Source organism: Vulcanimicrobium alpinum (assembly GCF_027923555.1).
GTDB lineage: Bacteria > Vulcanimicrobiota > Vulcanimicrobiia > Vulcanimicrobiales > Vulcanimicrobiaceae > Vulcanimicrobium > Vulcanimicrobium alpinum.
Genome location: NZ_AP025523.1, coordinates 1,053,918 through 1,069,240, shown reverse-complemented (window position 1 = coordinate 1,069,240; position 15,323 = coordinate 1,053,918). Strand labels below are relative to the sequence as shown.

The following is a 15,323-nucleotide window of genomic DNA, read 5'->3' as shown; positions in this document are numbered from 1 at the left end:
GCGTGACTAGAAGACCGGGATGATGTCTTCGGGGCCGATGTCGCTGACGTCGACGCCGTCGAGATCCAGTTCCGGGATCGCGGGGAACGCGATTCCCCATTCGCCGACGATCGCGCGCACGCGCGCCAGCGCCGTGCGCCAGTTATCGGCTTGCTCGTCGTACGTCAGCACGCCCAAGCCCGCGTCGCGCGCGTGCTGCACCAGCACGCGATGGTTGGGGAGAAAATACTCGGGGATCTCCCAGAACTGGCTGGGCGGTTCCCACAGGATCATGCTGAGGAACACGAAGCCGGCGCGCAGCTGCTTCGTAATCAGGTGCTTGTACTCGTCGGAGAGACCGGGCCAGTCTTTCTCGAGCACCGTCAGGCAGATCGCGAGGTGGCGCGCTTCGTCCTGACCGACGCGCTTGAACAGCTCTTTGAAGACCGGATGCGTCGCCTTCTTCGACATCCCGAAGAAGAGCGTCGACGATGCGACCTCGCCCATCAGAAACGACGTGAAGAGCACGCTGAGCGGATACTTCGCGAGCGACGCGGAGTAGCCGGTCCAGTAGCGGCCGCCGTTGTGATACAGCCAGCCGATGTTGTTCTGCGCCGCCTTCGCCAGATCGCTGGTCGCCTCGAAATCCATCGGGCCGCCGGGGACCAGCTTTTGGATCGCGCGCTGACAGACTTCCTCGTGATTCATCTCATCGCGCGTGATCGAGAAGAAACATTTGCGGATCGGATCTTCCTGATGCGTCTCGAACGCGTGAATCGTCGCCTTCGCGAACACCGCCGGCCCCGAACCGTCAAAGTTCGCCAGCACCGCGTACCAGTACATGATCCCGAGCCGCTGCTGTTCGGTGAAGTCCTCAGGGCGCAGCGTCTCCCACGGGAAGTCGGCAGGATTCCACACCTGACGCTTCGAGCGCTCGTAGAGCTCGGCGAGTTTGGGAGTCTCGACGCGCCACTCCATCGGGAAGATGTTGGGCTGCGGGACTTCCGGATACGGCGTGAAGCCGCCGGTCGGGACGACGAGCTGACTCTGCTGCGGGGCGGTCAAGGCCATGGTGCGAAAACTCCCTACCGAATGGTCGGTTAGGATTCACTATACCCATTGGCGGCGGCGACGGCAATATATGCGCTAGCGCGTCAGGACGATTTTCCCGTCGATGCCGCCGCGCTCCAAGGCCGCCAAGGCGTCGTTGACGTCGCCCACCGGCACGGTGCGGTCGACCCGCGGCACGAGCCGGCCTGCCGCGACGAACTGCACCAGCGCCGCGAGATCCTCATCGAACCGGCCGGGCGCCTGGTACACGAAGAGCGCTTCGATCGTCGCGGGAGACCCCTGCAGCGTACCGAGTGAGAGCGGCACCGGGTCGCCGCCGCCGAAGAAGACGACTTTCGCGTGCGGCCGCAGCCGTCCGAACACGTCGCCAAGCACCGCGCCGCCGACCGCGTCGAGGACGCGCTCGAAGCGCATCGACTCGTCGAGGGCGCTCCGCACACGGACGCCGTCGAACGGGAGCGGACGGCGTGCCAACGCCGTCACCGACGCGCCCGAATCCCGCGCGAGCTGCACCGCCAGGTTGCCAACGCCGCCCGCCGCACCGGTCACCAGCAGTTCGCGGCCGACGACGTCGCCGAGCGCGCGCAGCGCGCGCAATGCGGTCAGTCCCGCAACCGGCAGGCACGCGGCCTGCACGAAATCGACGCCGTCGGGCAGCACCGCGAGCCGTTCGAGCGGGACCGCGACCAGCTCGCTCCATGCCCCTTCATCCGCGAGTCCTACGACGCGCGTCCCCGCGCCGGGACCGCCGTCGGGCGCCGCGGTTTCCACGACGCCGGCGACATCCTGACCGGGAGCCCAGCCGTCCGGCCGCGCCGGGATCAGGCGCGTCTCGCCGCGGTTGATCGACGAAGCGCGAACGCGCACGAGCGCGTGTCCGGAACGCGTCGGAGGAGCGGGAGCATCGTCCGCAACGAGACGGACGGGGTGATCGGGCGAGGTGATGACGCGTTGCATTCCTCGAGCCCGGACGCGTTGAGACCGCACGACGGTTGCGGGAGGGGCCCGCTCCGCTCATCGCGTGACGACGGACGTTTCGACCGACATCCCCGGGCGGAACGTGCAGCCGTCGCTGTCGGCGGGAAGGCTGATCCGTACGGGGATGCGCTGCGCGACTTTGACGAAGTTGCTCGGCGCGGTGAGCGTGGGCAGCGTCGAGAGCGCGCTCTGCGCGACCGGACCGATCGCGACGACGCGGCCGCTGAACGTCTTTCCGCCGCACGCATCCACGGAGATCTCGACCGGCGCACCGACCCGCACGCGGGGCATTTGCGTCTCCTTGTAGTTGGCGGTGACAAAGACGCGTTTCGCGGGCGCGATCGTCATCAGCGCCTGACCGGGCGCGACCGTCTGGCCGCGCTCGACGTCGCGGGAAGCGACGAACCCGTCGACGGGCGCGACGATCCGCGTCGCGTCGAGATCGATCTGCGCGAGACGCAGCTGGCTCTCGCCGGCGGCGACGTTCGCCGCCGCCTCGTCGGCCAAGGCGCGCTTGTCGAGGACGCGGCTCGGCGCCGCCATCTCCTGCAGTTTTCCTTGCGCGACCAGGATCTGCGCGCGGAGCGCGCCGGCTCGCCGCTGTTCCGAGGTCGACGTGCCGCTAATCTGCGCGAGCTGGGCTCGCGCGGTGCGTACGTTGACGCGCGCCGACGCGCTGTTCGCGACCGCTGCGTCGTACGCACTGCGGGCCTGCGCGTACGCCGACTCCGAAGCGTCGACCGCCTGCGACGAGACATACCCTTGTTCCGCGAGCGCGTGGTCGCGATCGCGATCGCGCTGCGCGCTCTCCATCGAACGCTGCGCGGCCGGAAGGGCGGCATCGGCGACGCGCTGGGCGGCAAGGGCCGCGTCGACCTGCGAGCGCGCGACGTCGATCGCGGTCTTCGACGCGGTCGCCTGCGAAGCGGCGACATCCGCGCCCAATCGCGCGGCCTCGACGTTGCCGCGTTCGGTGTGCACCTGCGCCGACTGCAGCTCGCTCTCGAGATCGGCGGCGCGCTCTGCAGCCACCGCCGCCGCACGCAGCGCGCTCAGGTTGCGTTGGGCCATGTCGACCTTCGCGCGTTCGTTCACGTCGTCGAGCCGGACGAGGAGCTGGCCGCGGTGGACGGGCTGATTCGCATCCACCAGCACCTCGGCGACGCGCTCGGAGACGCGGCTCATCGCCATCACCTGCTGGGTGTCGATGTATGCGTCATCGGTCGTCACCCGAAAGCGATCGTGGTTGTACCAGCGGGCGCCGAACCACAGCCCTGCGGCCAGCGCGATGACGATCGCGGTGAGGGGGAGCCAGCCGATGCGCCGCAGCGCCGTCACGCCTCCGCGGCGGCGCGCGGCGCGAAGCGCCACAGCAGCACGACGATCGGCACCACGATGAGGAACAGCATCGCGATCGTGAACAGACTCGATTGGAAGCCCCACACGACGGCTTCACGCTGAACGATCGCGCTGAACACGCTGGGCGCCTGCGCCGCCGCATCGGAGGGCGCGAACCCGCGCTGGGTCAGCGCCTGCGCGATCTGTCCCAAACTGCGCGAGCTTGCGCCCGCGCCGACGTGCACGCGTCCGCTCAGCGTCACCGCAGCCGAATGCTGCAAGGCGACGATCTGCGCGCTGAGCACCGCATAGCCGAGGCTCGTGCCGAGCTGCCGCGTCACGCCGGAGAGACCGCTCGCCGCATCGTACAGACGCTGCGGGATTCCGACCATCACCAGCGTGTTGAACGGCACGTAGACGAGCCCGTTCCCGAGCCCCTGCACGAAGCGCGGCAGGATGATCTCGCCGAACCCGATCGTGTTCCCCATCAGCGCGATCCACAGCGTGCCGAAGCCGAGCAGCAGCAGCCCTGCGACCGCGATGACGATCGGCGAGACGCGCCGCAGGTACCCGCCGGCCGCGATCGCGACGATCGTGCCGATCGCGGCCGGGACCGCCGCGAGTCCGGCCGCGGTTGCGTCGAAGCCGACGGCCTGCTGCAGGAACAGCGGTACGACGAACGCGGTGCCGGTCGTCCCGATCGTGGTCACGATCAGCAGCAGCAGCCCGGCGTCGAACGTGAAGAGCCGCAACGGTTTCAAATCGACCAGCGGCCGTGCGGAGCGCAGCTGCGTGAACGCGAACGTGCCGAGCGCACCGCACGCGACCAGCGCCGCGAGCGTGACGCTCGCCGAGGCGAACCACTCGCTGCGCGGGCCTTCCTGGATCGCGTACTGCAGCGCGATGAGTCCGCCGGCCATCAGCGCGAGCGCCCCCCAGTCGAACCTGCGCCGCTCCGGCGTGACGGGGCGCTGCACGAAACCGATCGACGCCATCGCGATCACCGCCAGACCGATCGGCACGTTGATGACGAAGAGCGTCTGCCACGGGAAGTTGTCGAGCATCCAGCCGCCGACGAGCGGACCGGTCAGCGGCCCGAGCATCCCGCCCAGACCGATGATCTGAAACGCTTTGGGGAGCTGCTCTTGGGGATAGGCGTCGAGCAGCGCGGCGGTGCCGAGCGGCTGCATCGCGCCGCCGCCGAAACCTTGGATGAAACGCGCCACGGTGAGGACGAGCAGCGAATTCGAGAACGCGCACGCAAGCGAACCGGCGGTGAAGACGGCGATCGCCGCGATGAACGCCTGTTTGCGTCCGAGATTCGCCGCCAGCCAGCCGCTGAGCGGCATCGCGATCACGAGCGCGAGGGCATAGGCCGTCGACGCCCAGGCGACTTCATCGATGCCGACGTTCAAATGCCCGGCGATCGTACCGAAGCCGAGGTTCAAAATCGTGGCATCGAGTGCCGACATCCAATAGCCGATGAGAACGCTTGTAATCACCAGGGAACGAGCTGCCAGGACCGTCCTCCCGTTGACGACGCAGCGAATTCCGGCGTTCTTCGCGGCTCTTGCTCCGGAACGCTTCCGCGAGCGTTACGCCGCCGCAAGCCGCTCTGCGACGCGGACGAAGAGTTCGCTCATCGTCGGATGGAGATGGGGCACTTCGGCGATCTCTTCTGCGCTCATCCCGCGGTCGACCAGCATGATCGCCTCGCCCGCCAAGTCGATCGCGTCGGCGGTCACGAGCGTAATCCCCACGACGATGCCGTCGTCCTCGCGCGCCAGCATCTTCACGAATCCCTCGGCCTGATCGGTGACCAGCGCTTCGCCGACCTCCCCGGCCGCCAGCGTCGCCTTGCGGTACCGGATTCCGAGCAGCCGGCACTCGCGCTCGGAGCGCCCGGCGACCGCGACCTGCGGCTGCGTGTCGATCGCGTGCGCCTCCCAGCGCTCCCAGCGCATCGGCTCGGCGCGGTCGGCGTACGCGTTGCGGGCCGCCAGCCGGCCGGCGAACGCGGCGGCGTGCACGAGACTGCGCCGGCCCACGACGTCGCCCGCGGCGTAGACGCGCGGATTGGTCGGGCTGCGCAGCGCGGCGTCGACGGCCACGCCGCGCGCCGGGTCGCCCGCGATCCTTCCGGCTTCAAGATCGAGACCGTCGACATTGGGGCGGCGATTCGTCGCCAGCATTACCGCGTCGCACCGCACCGCACGCGTCCCGAACGGCGATGCGGCGACGACGACGCTGTCGCCGCCGTCGCGAAACGCGCGTTCGACTGTCGCGCCGCAGACGACGTCAACGCCGTCCCGCTCGAGCGCGCTGCGCACCGCGGCGCCGACGTCGGGATCGTCGTTGCGCAGCAGTTCGGGCGCATCCTGAACGAGCGTAACCTTCGCACCGACGCGCGCGAAGAACTGCGCGAACGAACATCCGACCGGGCCGCCCCCGAGGATCGCGATCCGTTGCGGCGCACGCGTCATCTCGAGTACGTCGCTGCTGGTGATCGTCTCCACCTCCGCGAGGCCCGGGATCGCGGGCGCGACGACGGACGCGCCGCTCGCGATCACGAACCGCTCCGCGCGCACGCGCCGGCCGCCGACCACGATCGCGTCCTCCGTGACGAAGCGCGCATTGCCGCGCGCGAGCGGGTACGCTTCGAGTTCGTGCACGCGATCCTCGGCGAAGTAATCGACGAGCGCGCGTTTGCGGCGGATCAGTTTCGGCAGATCGATCTGCACCTGAGCACCATCGATGCCGAGCACCCCCGCACGCTGCACCGCGGCTTCGCGTTCGCTCGCCGCGAGCAGCGTCTTGGCCGGCATGCAGCCGCGTCGGATGCAGGTCCCGCCGAGCTCGTCGTCACCGGTGACGAGCAGCAGGTCGCGCCCCGCCGCGCGCGCCTCTTCGGCGGCGGCAAAGCCGGCGGTCCCCGCACCGATCACGCACAGCTCGTACCGACGCTCGGGCATGGCGGGCTCATACCCGCGTGCAGATACCCTCGAACGCCGTCGTGACGATCGCGCGCGCGATCGCATCGCGGGCGAGCGGTCCGCTGCGATACCATTCTACCACCGAGTTGGACATCCCGAAGATCAGCCGCGCCGCTAAGCGCGGGTCGACGTCGGCGCGGATGTCGCCGTCGCGCTGCGCTCCGGCGATCAGCTCGGTGACGATCCGGTCGAAGGCGCGCCGCCGTTCGACTGCCTCGCGTTCGCTCTTCGAGGAGCCGCGGACGCGCACCAGCACCGTGAGTTCGGGGAGCATCCGCAGGGTAACGTCGGCGACGCGGTAGACGATGTGCCGAAGCCGCGCGACGGCCCGGCCCTCGCGCGACTCCGGTTCGTCGAGCACGGCGAAGAGCGCGTCGAGCGCGCGCCCGAGGCCGCGGCTGAGCAGCTCCTCTTTGCCGCTGACGTGATGGTAGATCGACGCCTTCGTGATCCCCGCCGCGCGCGCCACGTCGTCCATCGACGCGCCGTCGTAGCCGCGTTCCGCGAAGACGCGCAGCGCGACGTCGGTCAGCGAGTCGATGTCGTAGGGCTTGCGCGGCTCGGCCGTCACGGCCGCGAACGCGGTGGCGCGTCGAGGGGCTGCGCGAACGGCGGCCGGAGCGCGCCTTCGATCTGTCCGATGATTCCGAGGATGCGCTCGCGGATGCGGTCCGGCTTCGCGGCCGAGTCCTCGTCGCGCGGTTCGTCCGCGGTCAGTTCGTCGCGCAACGCCGCAAGCGTGGCCTGCTCGCCCGGCGGCACGTGCGGGCGCGCGATGTACCGCCCGGGCAGGGCTTCGAATCCCGTCAGCGGCCCCGCGTTCTGCGGGCTCGTTCCGTTCCAGCGCACCGGGGCCATCTTCGTTGCCGTCCCACGCGATCCGGTTGATCCCGGCGGCCGGCTGCGCTCCCGTGAGGGGGAGCGACCGGGACGACGCGCATTTCCGCGTTCTCTGCGAGATCGGGTGTCAGTCCCCCGTCCAAACGGTAGGTAGGGGCATGCACCCGCAGAACGGTCGCTGGTGAGATGACCACGACGGCGGCGCCCGCAGCGCTTTCGCGCGAGCAGTTGCTCAAGCTCTACCGCAACATGGTGACGCAGCGCGCGGTCGACACGCGCGGCTTTCAGCTGAACCGTCAGGGCAAGATCGGGATCGCGATGGGTTCCGAAGGGCACGAAGCGGTGCAGGCCGGGACGGGGCTCGCGTTCAAGAGCGGGCGCGATCTGCTCTATCCCTACTATCGCAACACCGGGCTGATCCTCGCCTGCGGCTTTCCGCTCGCGGACCTGTTCCGCTCGCAGCTGGCCCGCGCCGGCGACCGTAGCGGCGGCCGTTCGATCATCAACCACGTCACCGCAAAAGATCTCGGGATCGCGTCGATCTCGTCGATCATCGCCGCGCAGTGCACGCATGCGGTCGGCGCGGCGTGGGCACTCAAGCGGCGAGGCGACGGCGATCGTGTCGTGTTCTGCCAATTCGGCGAGGGCGCGACGTCACAAGGCGAGTGGCACGAAGCGATGAACTTCGCGTCGGTCCACGAGTTGCCGGTCGTGTTCGTCTGCGAGAACAACCAGTGGGCGATCTCGACACACATCTCCAAGCAGATGCGCGTCCCCGCCGTCGCGGCGCGCGCGCCGGGCTACGCGATGCACGCGCTCGAGTGCGACGGCTTCGACCCGGTCGCCGTCTACCGCACTGTGCGCGAAGCGCGCGCGCACGCGGCGTCGGGCAACGGACCGGTCCTGGTCGAAGCGCACTGCTACCGCTTCCTCTCGCACACGACCGACGATGACGATCGTACCTACCGCACGCGCGACGAGGTCGCGCAGCATCGGTCCGACGATCCGGTGCCGAAGTTCGAGCGCGTTCTGCTCGAGCAGGGCGTGCTCGACGCCGATTCCGTGAAAGCGATCCGTCGCGAGATCAGCGAACTCGTCAACCGCACGACCGACGAGATCGAGGCCGAGCCGTATCCCGAAGGACACACGCTCTACGGCAACACCTATGCCGGCAGCGACGACGCCTGGGTGCACTGAGGCGCCGCGCGGCGATCACGTCACCGGTTTGCTCTGCGCCTGCACGTCGCGCGCCGCCTGGTGTCCGCGCTCGGTGTAGAGGCGCATCTCGGCGATGTCGCGCGGAAAGATCAAGCCCAGCGTCCAGTCGACCGTCACGCGCAGGCGCCGGTCGAGCCCCGGCAACCGCGCGAGGTAATACGACCGCCACAGGAACCACGCGAGGAATCCGGTGAGGACGTAGCCGCCCGGAAGCGCCGCGACGCCGCGCCGCGCGCCCAGCGACGCCATCGTGCCGAGCGAGGTATAGCGGAACGGCTTCGTCGGCGTCCCGCGCATCGTCGCGATGATGTTGTCGGCGAGCGCGGGGCCCTCGCGGATCGCATGCTGCGCGGTCGCCGGATACCACGCGCTGCGATCGCTCTGCTGCGCATCCTCTTTGGTGGGGATCCACGCGCAGTCGCCGATCGCCCACACGCCCGGGCGGCCGATCACCGACATGTCGGCGTGGACGACGATCCCGCCGTTGCGGGCGTGCATGACGCCCGGGAGATCTTTGAGCACAGGCGACGGACGCACGCCGGCGCTCCACACCATCGTCGCGCTCGACACGAACGCCCCCGACTGCAGGGCGAGTCCGCGCTCGTCGATGTGCGTGACGCCGTCGCCGAGGATCAACTCGACCTTGCGCTGCCGGAGGTTGCGCGTCGTGTAGGCACCCATCTGCGGGGGGAGATCGGGCAGCAGCGCCTTGCCGGCTTCGATCAGCACCATCCGCACGTCGGCGAGCCGCAGCGGCCGGTAGAACGGGACGATCGAGTGGAACAGATCGACGAGTTCGCCGGCGGCTTCGCAGCCGGTGTAGCCGCCGCCGACGACGACGAACGTCAGCAGGCGGTCGCGCTCCGGGCCCGGCGCGGTGACGACGGCTTGCTCGAGCGCCGCGATGATCCGGTTGCGCAGCGTCTCGGCGTCTTCGATCGTTTTGAGCGGCAGCGTGTGCTCGGTGACGCCGGGGATCCCGAACGTCGAGGTCACGCTTCCCAGAGCGAGGACGAGCGTGTCGTAGGGGAGCGTCGTCATGTCGCCGGTGATCGGATGGCAAGCCGCGACCTCACGCGCGTCGAGGTCGATGCGCGAAATCTCACCGAGCACGAAGGTCGAGCGCCGCAGTTGCGCGCGCACCGGCGTCACGACGTGCCGTGTCTCGATCCCGCCGGAGCTCACCTCGGGGAGCATCGGGGTGAACAGGGTGAAGTTGTCGCGGCTGACGATTGCGATCTCCGCCTCGTCGCGGCGGAGTTTTTTTTCCAACCGCTGCGCGACCGCGACGCCGGCGAACCCGCCCCCCAAGATCACGATCCGTTGCACGCTCACACCGCACGACGTTCGACGTCTAGTGTTTGATCCCGGTCCAGGGCGTCAGCCAGGGATGCCACGTCATCACGACCACGGTAAGAATCGCTGCGGCGAGCGCGCACCACAGCAGCGCACGCACGACGCTAGCCACGCAACGCCTCCCGAATCGCCGGCGCACGCGCCGCGATTTCCTGGACGCGCGCCGCGTAGCGCGGCGCGCCGCCGATATCGCCGGGGACGCGCTCGCCGTGCCGCGTCGCGACGTACCATACCAGCATCGCCGCGCGCCGGAGCATCGCGTCCGGCAGCGCGCTCCGCTCAACGGTGCTCAGCGGGAGTTCGGCCTCGTACGCCGCGACGAGCGGAGCGATGCGCTCCGGCCGCAGCGGTGTATCCTCGCCGTCGCGGCCGAACTCGTCGAGCAGCGTCCCCAGATCGTAGACCCGCTCGGTCTCGTGAGCGAAGTCGAAGTCGATGAGCGCGCGCACGTCGCCCTCTTCGACGCTCACGACGTTCCCGGGGTTCGGATCGCCGTGGACGACGACCGTCGGCAGTTCGGCCGCGACCGGCGCGATGCGGACGGTCGCGCCGGCGACCGCGGTGATGACCGCCGCCCAGTCGAGCTTCCGGCCGGTGCGCGGATCGTTCGCGAAGCGCTGAAAACGCTCGCGCAGCCACGGCAGCGTCCCGAGAAATCGGGCGGTGCGCATGCCGGACGCGACGTGGACGTCGCGCATCGCCCGGTGAAATCGCGCCAGCAGCGCGGCCGCGGCGGATGCCGTCGCGAGATCGCGCCGGCCGGTCGCGCCGTCGACGTACGGGAAGACCGCCGCGAGCCCGCCGTCCGGCGCCGCCGCGATCGTCGTCCCCTCCGACGCGCGCAGCGGCGCGACCACTTCCCGCATCCGCGCCGCCGCATGCGCGACGATCGCGTGCTCGAAGACGATCGCAGCGCGCGTGACGTGCAGGCGCCCGTAGCGTCGCACGACGTAGCGCCCGCCGGCGGCGTCGACGCGCACGCTTTCGTTGGAGTAACCGCCGTCCAACGCCGCTGCACGCGCACCCGTAACGTCGACCCCGAACGCCGCGGCAATCGCCAGCGCGTCGGCCTCCGTCACCCGAGCAGCGCGCGCACGCGCTCGCGAAACCACGCGCCGCAAGCAATCGCTTCGGCCGGGACAAGCGGTTCGGGCGACGGCGCGAAGCGCGCGATGTCCCAGCGCAGGTCGTCGCTCCCGGCGCCGAAGTAGCCGTCGTCGAGCGCTGCTTCGGCGTGCGTGCGCACCGCCTCGGGAACGATCCGGTAGAAGCGCGCCAGCGCCGCTGCCACAACGCACATCGCCTCGCGCTGTGCCTGCGTGATCGGATACGCGCCGAAATCGGCCGGGGTCGCGTCCTGCATCGCGGCGATCGAGATCCCGATCGACCACGAGTTGCGTCCTCGGGTGTGCGCCGCGTACGGCGCACCGGCGTCGATCCGCACGTCGCGCATGTTCTCGCGCAGGTCGTGCGTGTGGTGCACGATCACGTCGCGTGCGCCGGTGAGACAAAAGTGGTACGCCGGGAAGAATCGCTCGTAGTCGTACGCGGTCCAGTGCAGAGAGATCGCGCGTAGGTCGCCCGGCGGCAAGTTTGGTCGCCATTCGCGGAGCGGGCGGGGTGGATCGAGAATCACCGGTCGATGCATCCCGACGACGACCCGTACCGGCCGCTCGCGCCGTCCCCCCCGCAGCCCAAGAAGCGCGGCGGCGCACTGGGCGGTGCGCTCGTCGCGCTGGGCCTTCTAGCGGTCAAGTTCAAAGCGCTGCTCAGCGCGCTGTTCGCGTTCAAGTGGCTCATCCTCGCGCCGAAACTGCTGCTGAGTTTCGGCTCGGTGTTTGTGTCGCTTTGGTTTTACGCGCTCCTGTTCGGCTGGAAGTTCGCGATCGTCTTCGTCGCGCTGATCTTCGTGCACGAAATGGGACACTATGTCACGTTCCGCAACTTCGGGATGCCGGTCTCGCTGCCGATGTTCATCCCGGGCCTCGGCGCGTTCGTGAGCACGCCGATGAGCACCGATCCTGCGCGCAACGCGATCGGCGCGATCATGGGCCCGGTCTTCGGCGTCGCGGCGTCGACGATTTGCTGGGCGTACGGTGCGGCGACGCAGCCGGCCGTCTCGCTCGACCACAATTTCTGGATCGCCGCCGCGTACGTCGGCTTCTTCATCAACCTGTTCAACTTGATCCCGGCCTACCCGCTCGACGGCGGCCGCATCGCCGGGGCGATCGACGGCCGCTTGTGGCTGCTCGGCGCGGTGCTGATCGTCGCGTGGCTCGGCTACGACGTCGTGCGTCTGGGTCACATTCCGTCGGCGTTCACCGTGCTGATCCTCGGATTCGTCCTCTTCAGTTCGCTGCCGCGCGCGATCGCGGCGTTTCGCGGCCGGATCGATCCGCGCGAGCGGATCGGGTCGTGCGCACAGCGCGCGATCCTCGCGATCTCCTACTTCGGTCTGCTCGCGATCTGCGCGGCGGGTGCGGCCGCGACGCAGCACGTCCCCCCTGCGACGTAGTCTCGCGCTCGCGGGCGCGCTGATCGCGATCCTGCTCGCGTTCACGCTGTTCCGCCCGCCGCCGACCTCCGGGCCCTATGCCCGCGACTTCGAGGCGTACGAAGCCGCCGGGGCGACGTGGAACGCCGGCGGCGATCCCTACGGCCGCGGCGTGTCGCGCGTCGAGCGCACGATCGTCGGCGTCGATTCCTCGCGCGACGAGCTTCTCCCGTACGTGGGGCCCGCGGCCGCGCTCCCGCTGTTCGGCGCGCTCGCGCGTCTGCCGCATCCGGTCGCGGTGCGCATCTGGAGCGGGATCGTCGCGGCGACGGTCGGCGCGCTGGTCCTCGCGATGCTCGCGGTGGCCGGAGCGACGCGCGTGCGTACGCTGCTCGCGGCGTTCGCGTTCGCGCTGATCGGCGGACCCGCGACGAGCGACATCGCGCTGGGTCAAGCTGCCTTGCCGGCCGCCGCCGGAATCGCGCTCGCACTGTGCGCGCTGGAACGGATGCGGCCCGTCGCGGCGGCGGCGGGCGTGCTGCTCGCCGGGATGCAGCCGAATCTCGCGCTGGCGCTGATCGCGCGGATGCGCGATCGAGCGGCGCTCGCCGCCGCGGGAGCGGGGTTCGCGGCGTTCGCGTTGCTGACGCTGTGGGCGGGCGGCGGGGTCGAAGGGTTCGCGGCGTACGTGCGCCGGCTCGCTTCGCACGGCGCCGCCGAGCGCTTCGTCTCGATCCAGCACACGCCGGCCGCCGTCGCGTGGGCGCTCGGCGCCGCGGCACCGGCCGCGACGGCGCTCGGCACCGCGTGCGCGCTCGCCGCGTTCGCAGCGGTCGCGTTCGCGACCGTGCTCGCGAAGCTGACGCCGCTCGACGGCACGCTGCTGGGGATCGCCGCGCTTCCGCTGGCGATCCCGTTCTTTCACGAACACGACTTCGTCGTTGAGACGATCCCGCTGCTCGTCCTCGCGGTACGCAGCACCGGCCGCGCCCGCGCGCTCGCGGGGATCGCCGCCGCTCTCGTGGTCGTCGACTGGTTCGGGCTCGCGCAGCGCGAGCCCGCGCACCTGCAGATCTTCGCGCAAGGCCTCGCCGTCGCGTGCGCGTTCGCGGCGCTCGGCATCGGCGCGCGCTGCGAGCGCGCGGACGCCGCTCCGCTCGCGGCGTTCGCGATCGCGCTCGCCGCCGCGCTCCCGCTCGCGATCGCCGCGCCGGCGCCGACGTGGCCGGATGCGCTCCCCGCGGGCTTTCGCGCGCCGGCCGGCGCCGACGCGAGCGCGGTGTGGGAAGCGGAGCAGCACGCCGCCGGCCTCGACACCGCGCAGCCCGCCTGGGGAGCGCTGCGTGCGCTGCCCCTGGCGGGCTGCATCGTACTCGGCCTCGCAATCGTCCTAGACGCGCGCAGCCGACGCGCGCGCCGCGGCGCCTAGATGTCGACGTTCATGAAGTCGTCGAACGGCGTGGTGGCGTTGGGGTGGAAGCCGGCGAGATCGCGGTTGAAGACGTGCACGTCTTCGAAGATCCACAGCACGAAGTACGGCACGAGCTCGCTGACGCGTCGCGTGATCCTGGCGACGAGCGCCTTGCGCTGCTTCTCGTCGTAGGTCTCCTTCAGCGCCGTCAGCGATGCGTCCAGCTGCCGATCGCAGAGCCGGGTCACGTTCTGACCCTTCGGCGGGATCGTGCCGCACGCGTTCTGCGGATTGAGGTCGGAGTCGGGCGTCACTTGCCACGAGAACGACGTCACGTCCCACTTTCCGCCGTAGAGAATCCCGCCGGTCACCTGGAAGAATTGCGGCGATGCGTAGTGCTTCACGTTGAGCGCGACGCCGATCTGAGACCACATCGAACGCAGCAGTTCGATCCGCGCATCGATGTCCTGACTCCCGGCGACCGAACCGTAGTCGAGTTCCAGCCGCGTCCCGTTTTTGGCGCGGATCCCGTCCGGGCCGCGTTTCCAGCCGGCGCGGTCGAGCAGCGCGTTCGCCTTGGCGACGTCGTGCGGAACTTCGGGGATCGGCGAGTAGAGCGGGCTCACCGGCGTGAGCGGGCTCTCCTGGAGGATGCCGACGCCGTGGTTCTGCTTGTCGCGCAGGAGTTTGCGATCGGTCGCGTACCTCAGCGCCTCGCGCACCGCGAGATCTCTCAGCACCGCGTGCGACGTGTTGAAGTCGACGTGGACGTAGAGAAAGCCGGGTGCGCGCGTGTGGGCGACGTTCGGGAAGGCCGTGACGCGCTCCACGTACGCCGACGGGACGAATGCCCATAGGTCGACCTCGCCGGTCTGCAGCTGCGTCTGCAGCGTGTTGCGGTCGGGGATGATCTTGAAGATCACCTTCTCGAGCTTGGGCTGACCGCGCCAGTAGAACGGGTTCCGCTCGAGCGTGACGTGATCGCCGCGCACCCACTCCGCATAGCGGAACGGTCCGATTCCGACCGGTTTGCTGTTGTACGGCGCGGTGTTGATGTTCGGAAGATTGCTCAGCAGGTGCTTCGGCAGGATGCACGGGTTGGCTCCGGCGGAGCCGAAGAACGTCGGAAGATAGCTGGCGTAGGGCCTATTCAGATGGTAGACGACGGTGTACTTATCGGGCTCGTCGACCTTCACGATCTGATCCCAGCCGTCGCGGCCGACTTCGTTGTTGGCCGGATTGTTCACGACGCTCGTCGAGAAGACAACGTCGTCGGCGTCGAACGGCACGCCGTCCGACCACTTCACCCCGCGCCGCAGGTGCCAGGTGATCGTCTTGCCGTCGCGGCTGATCCCGCCGTTCGCCTGCGTCGGGACGCTCGTCGCCAGCTCCGGGATCGGCTTGTTGTCGTGCCCGTAGCGCACCAGGTACGCCATCGTGAGCTGCGAGAGGTAGCCGAGCGTGAGCGCGGTCGCCAGGTGAGGGTTGAGGCTGTCGAAGTCGAGCGTGTCGCCGATGCGCAGCGTGTGCGGGACGGTCGTGGAGTTGTGCCGCGCGGGTTCGGCGGCGCCGGCCTGCGTCGCAAGCAGCACGACGGCCGTCAAGACGGCAGCGAACGATCTCTTCACCGGTAGGAATACCTCGA

At 69.6% G+C, this 15,323-nt stretch carries 14 protein-coding genes; 3 read left to right on the top strand and 11 right to left on the bottom strand.

Annotated elements, in window-relative coordinates; genetic code table 11:
• Positions 1-6: 6 nt before the first annotated feature.
• The 7 genes from WPS_RS05250 to WPS_RS05220 all read right to left on the bottom strand — a co-directional run bounded on the left by WPS_RS05250 (position 7) and on the right by WPS_RS05220 (position 7,217).
• The gene (locus WPS_RS05250; protein ID WP_317996804.1) at positions 7-1,050 is read right to left on the bottom strand and encodes a hypothetical protein; all 1,044 of its coding nucleotides are present in this window, start codon (positions 1,048-1,050) and stop codon (positions 7-9) included.
• Between the two features lie 75 nt (positions 1,051-1,125).
• Positions 1,126-1,917, bottom strand: coding sequence for a zinc-binding dehydrogenase (locus tag WPS_RS05245; protein ID WP_317996803.1), 792 nt, complete (start codon positions 1,915-1,917; stop codon positions 1,126-1,128).
• A 147-nt stretch (positions 1,918-2,064) separates the two neighbouring features.
• Positions 2,065-3,399 (bottom strand): HlyD family secretion protein, encoded by a 1,335-nt coding sequence (locus WPS_RS05240; protein WP_317996802.1) that lies wholly within the window; start codon positions 3,397-3,399, stop codon positions 2,065-2,067.
• A complete protein-coding gene (locus WPS_RS05235) occupies positions 3,363-4,868 on the bottom strand; it encodes a DHA2 family efflux MFS transporter permease subunit (RefSeq protein WP_317996801.1) in 1,506 nt (501 codons plus the stop codon). Before WPS_RS05235 ends, WPS_RS05240 begins: the two co-directional genes overlap by 37 nt.
• 93 nt (positions 4,869-4,961) lie before the next feature.
• Entirely contained in the window at positions 4,962-6,338 is a 1,377-nt protein-coding gene (locus WPS_RS05230) for a dihydrolipoyl dehydrogenase family protein (RefSeq protein ID WP_317996800.1), read from the bottom strand.
• Between the two features lie 7 nt (positions 6,339-6,345).
• The gene (locus WPS_RS05225) at positions 6,346-6,930 is read right to left on the bottom strand and encodes a TetR/AcrR family transcriptional regulator (RefSeq protein ID WP_317996799.1); all 585 of its coding nucleotides are present in this window, start codon (positions 6,928-6,930) and stop codon (positions 6,346-6,348) included.
• A complete protein-coding gene (locus WPS_RS05220) occupies positions 6,927-7,217 on the bottom strand; it encodes a hypothetical protein (protein ID WP_317996798.1) in 291 nt (96 codons plus the stop codon). Before WPS_RS05220 ends, WPS_RS05225 begins: the two co-directional genes overlap by 4 nt.
• 168 nt (positions 7,218-7,385) lie before the next feature.
• Here WPS_RS05220 and WPS_RS05215 point away from each other — a divergent pair, with 168 nt between their 5' ends.
• Complete coding sequence (locus WPS_RS05215; RefSeq protein ID WP_317996797.1) at positions 7,386-8,396, top strand: thiamine pyrophosphate-dependent dehydrogenase E1 component subunit alpha; 1,011 nt, start codon at positions 7,386-7,388, stop codon at positions 8,394-8,396.
• A gap of 15 nt (positions 8,397-8,411) precedes the next feature.
• On the opposite strand, the gene WPS_RS05210 is transcribed toward WPS_RS05215, so the two are convergent.
• From WPS_RS05210 to WPS_RS05200, 3 genes are all read right to left on the bottom strand, one after another.
• Positions 8,412-9,752, bottom strand: a complete 1,341-nt coding sequence (locus tag WPS_RS05210) for an NAD(P)/FAD-dependent oxidoreductase (protein ID WP_317996796.1) — start codon at positions 9,750-9,752, stop codon at positions 8,412-8,414.
• Positions 9,753-9,877: 125 nt separating this feature from the next.
• Complete coding sequence (locus WPS_RS05205; RefSeq protein ID WP_317996795.1) at positions 9,878-10,852, bottom strand: phosphotransferase enzyme family protein; 975 nt, start codon at positions 10,850-10,852, stop codon at positions 9,878-9,880.
• Positions 10,849-11,364 (bottom strand): peptidoglycan recognition protein family protein, encoded by a 516-nt coding sequence (locus WPS_RS05200; protein ID WP_317996794.1) that lies wholly within the window; start codon positions 11,362-11,364, stop codon positions 10,849-10,851. The genes WPS_RS05205 and WPS_RS05200 overlap by 4 nt, the downstream gene beginning before the upstream one ends.
• A gap of 51 nt (positions 11,365-11,415) precedes the next feature.
• Between WPS_RS05200 and WPS_RS05195 the strand changes: the two genes are divergently transcribed.
• Complete coding sequence (locus WPS_RS05195) at positions 11,416-12,288, top strand: site-2 protease family protein (protein ID WP_317996793.1); 873 nt, start codon at positions 11,416-11,418, stop codon at positions 12,286-12,288.
• Positions 12,251-13,696 carry a glycosyltransferase 87 family protein gene (locus WPS_RS05190; protein ID WP_317996792.1) on the top strand — a complete coding sequence of 482 codons (1,446 nt, stop codon included), beginning with the start codon at positions 12,251-12,253 and terminating at the stop codon, positions 13,694-13,696. The genes WPS_RS05195 and WPS_RS05190 overlap by 38 nt, the downstream gene beginning before the upstream one ends.
• Here the strand turns inward: WPS_RS05190 and WPS_RS05185 are convergent.
• A complete protein-coding gene (locus tag WPS_RS05185) occupies positions 13,693-15,282 on the bottom strand; it encodes an ABC transporter substrate-binding protein (protein WP_317996791.1) in 1,590 nt (529 codons plus the stop codon). The two genes, WPS_RS05190 and WPS_RS05185, sit on opposite strands and share 4 nt — an antisense overlap.
• Positions 15,283-15,323 lie beyond the last annotated feature (41 nt).

Excerpts from the sequence above, each read along its gene's own strand:
- WPS_RS05250 (WP_317996804.1), bottom strand. The coding sequence starts at position 1,050 with ATGGCCTTGACCGCCCCGCAGCAGAGTCAGCTCGTCGTCCCGACCGGC.
- WPS_RS05230 (WP_317996800.1), bottom strand. The coding sequence starts at position 6,338 with ATGCCCGAGCGTCGGTACGAGCTGTGCGTGATCGGTGCGGGGACCGCC.
- WPS_RS05220 (WP_317996798.1), bottom strand. The coding sequence starts at position 7,217 with ATGGCCCCGGTGCGCTGGAACGGAACGAGCCCGCAGAACGCGGGGCCG.
- WPS_RS05215 (WP_317996797.1), top strand. The coding sequence starts at position 7,386 with ATGACCACGACGGCGGCGCCCGCAGCGCTTTCGCGCGAGCAGTTGCTC.
- WPS_RS05195 (WP_317996793.1), top strand. The coding sequence starts at position 11,416 with ATGCATCCCGACGACGACCCGTACCGGCCGCTCGCGCCGTCCCCCCCG.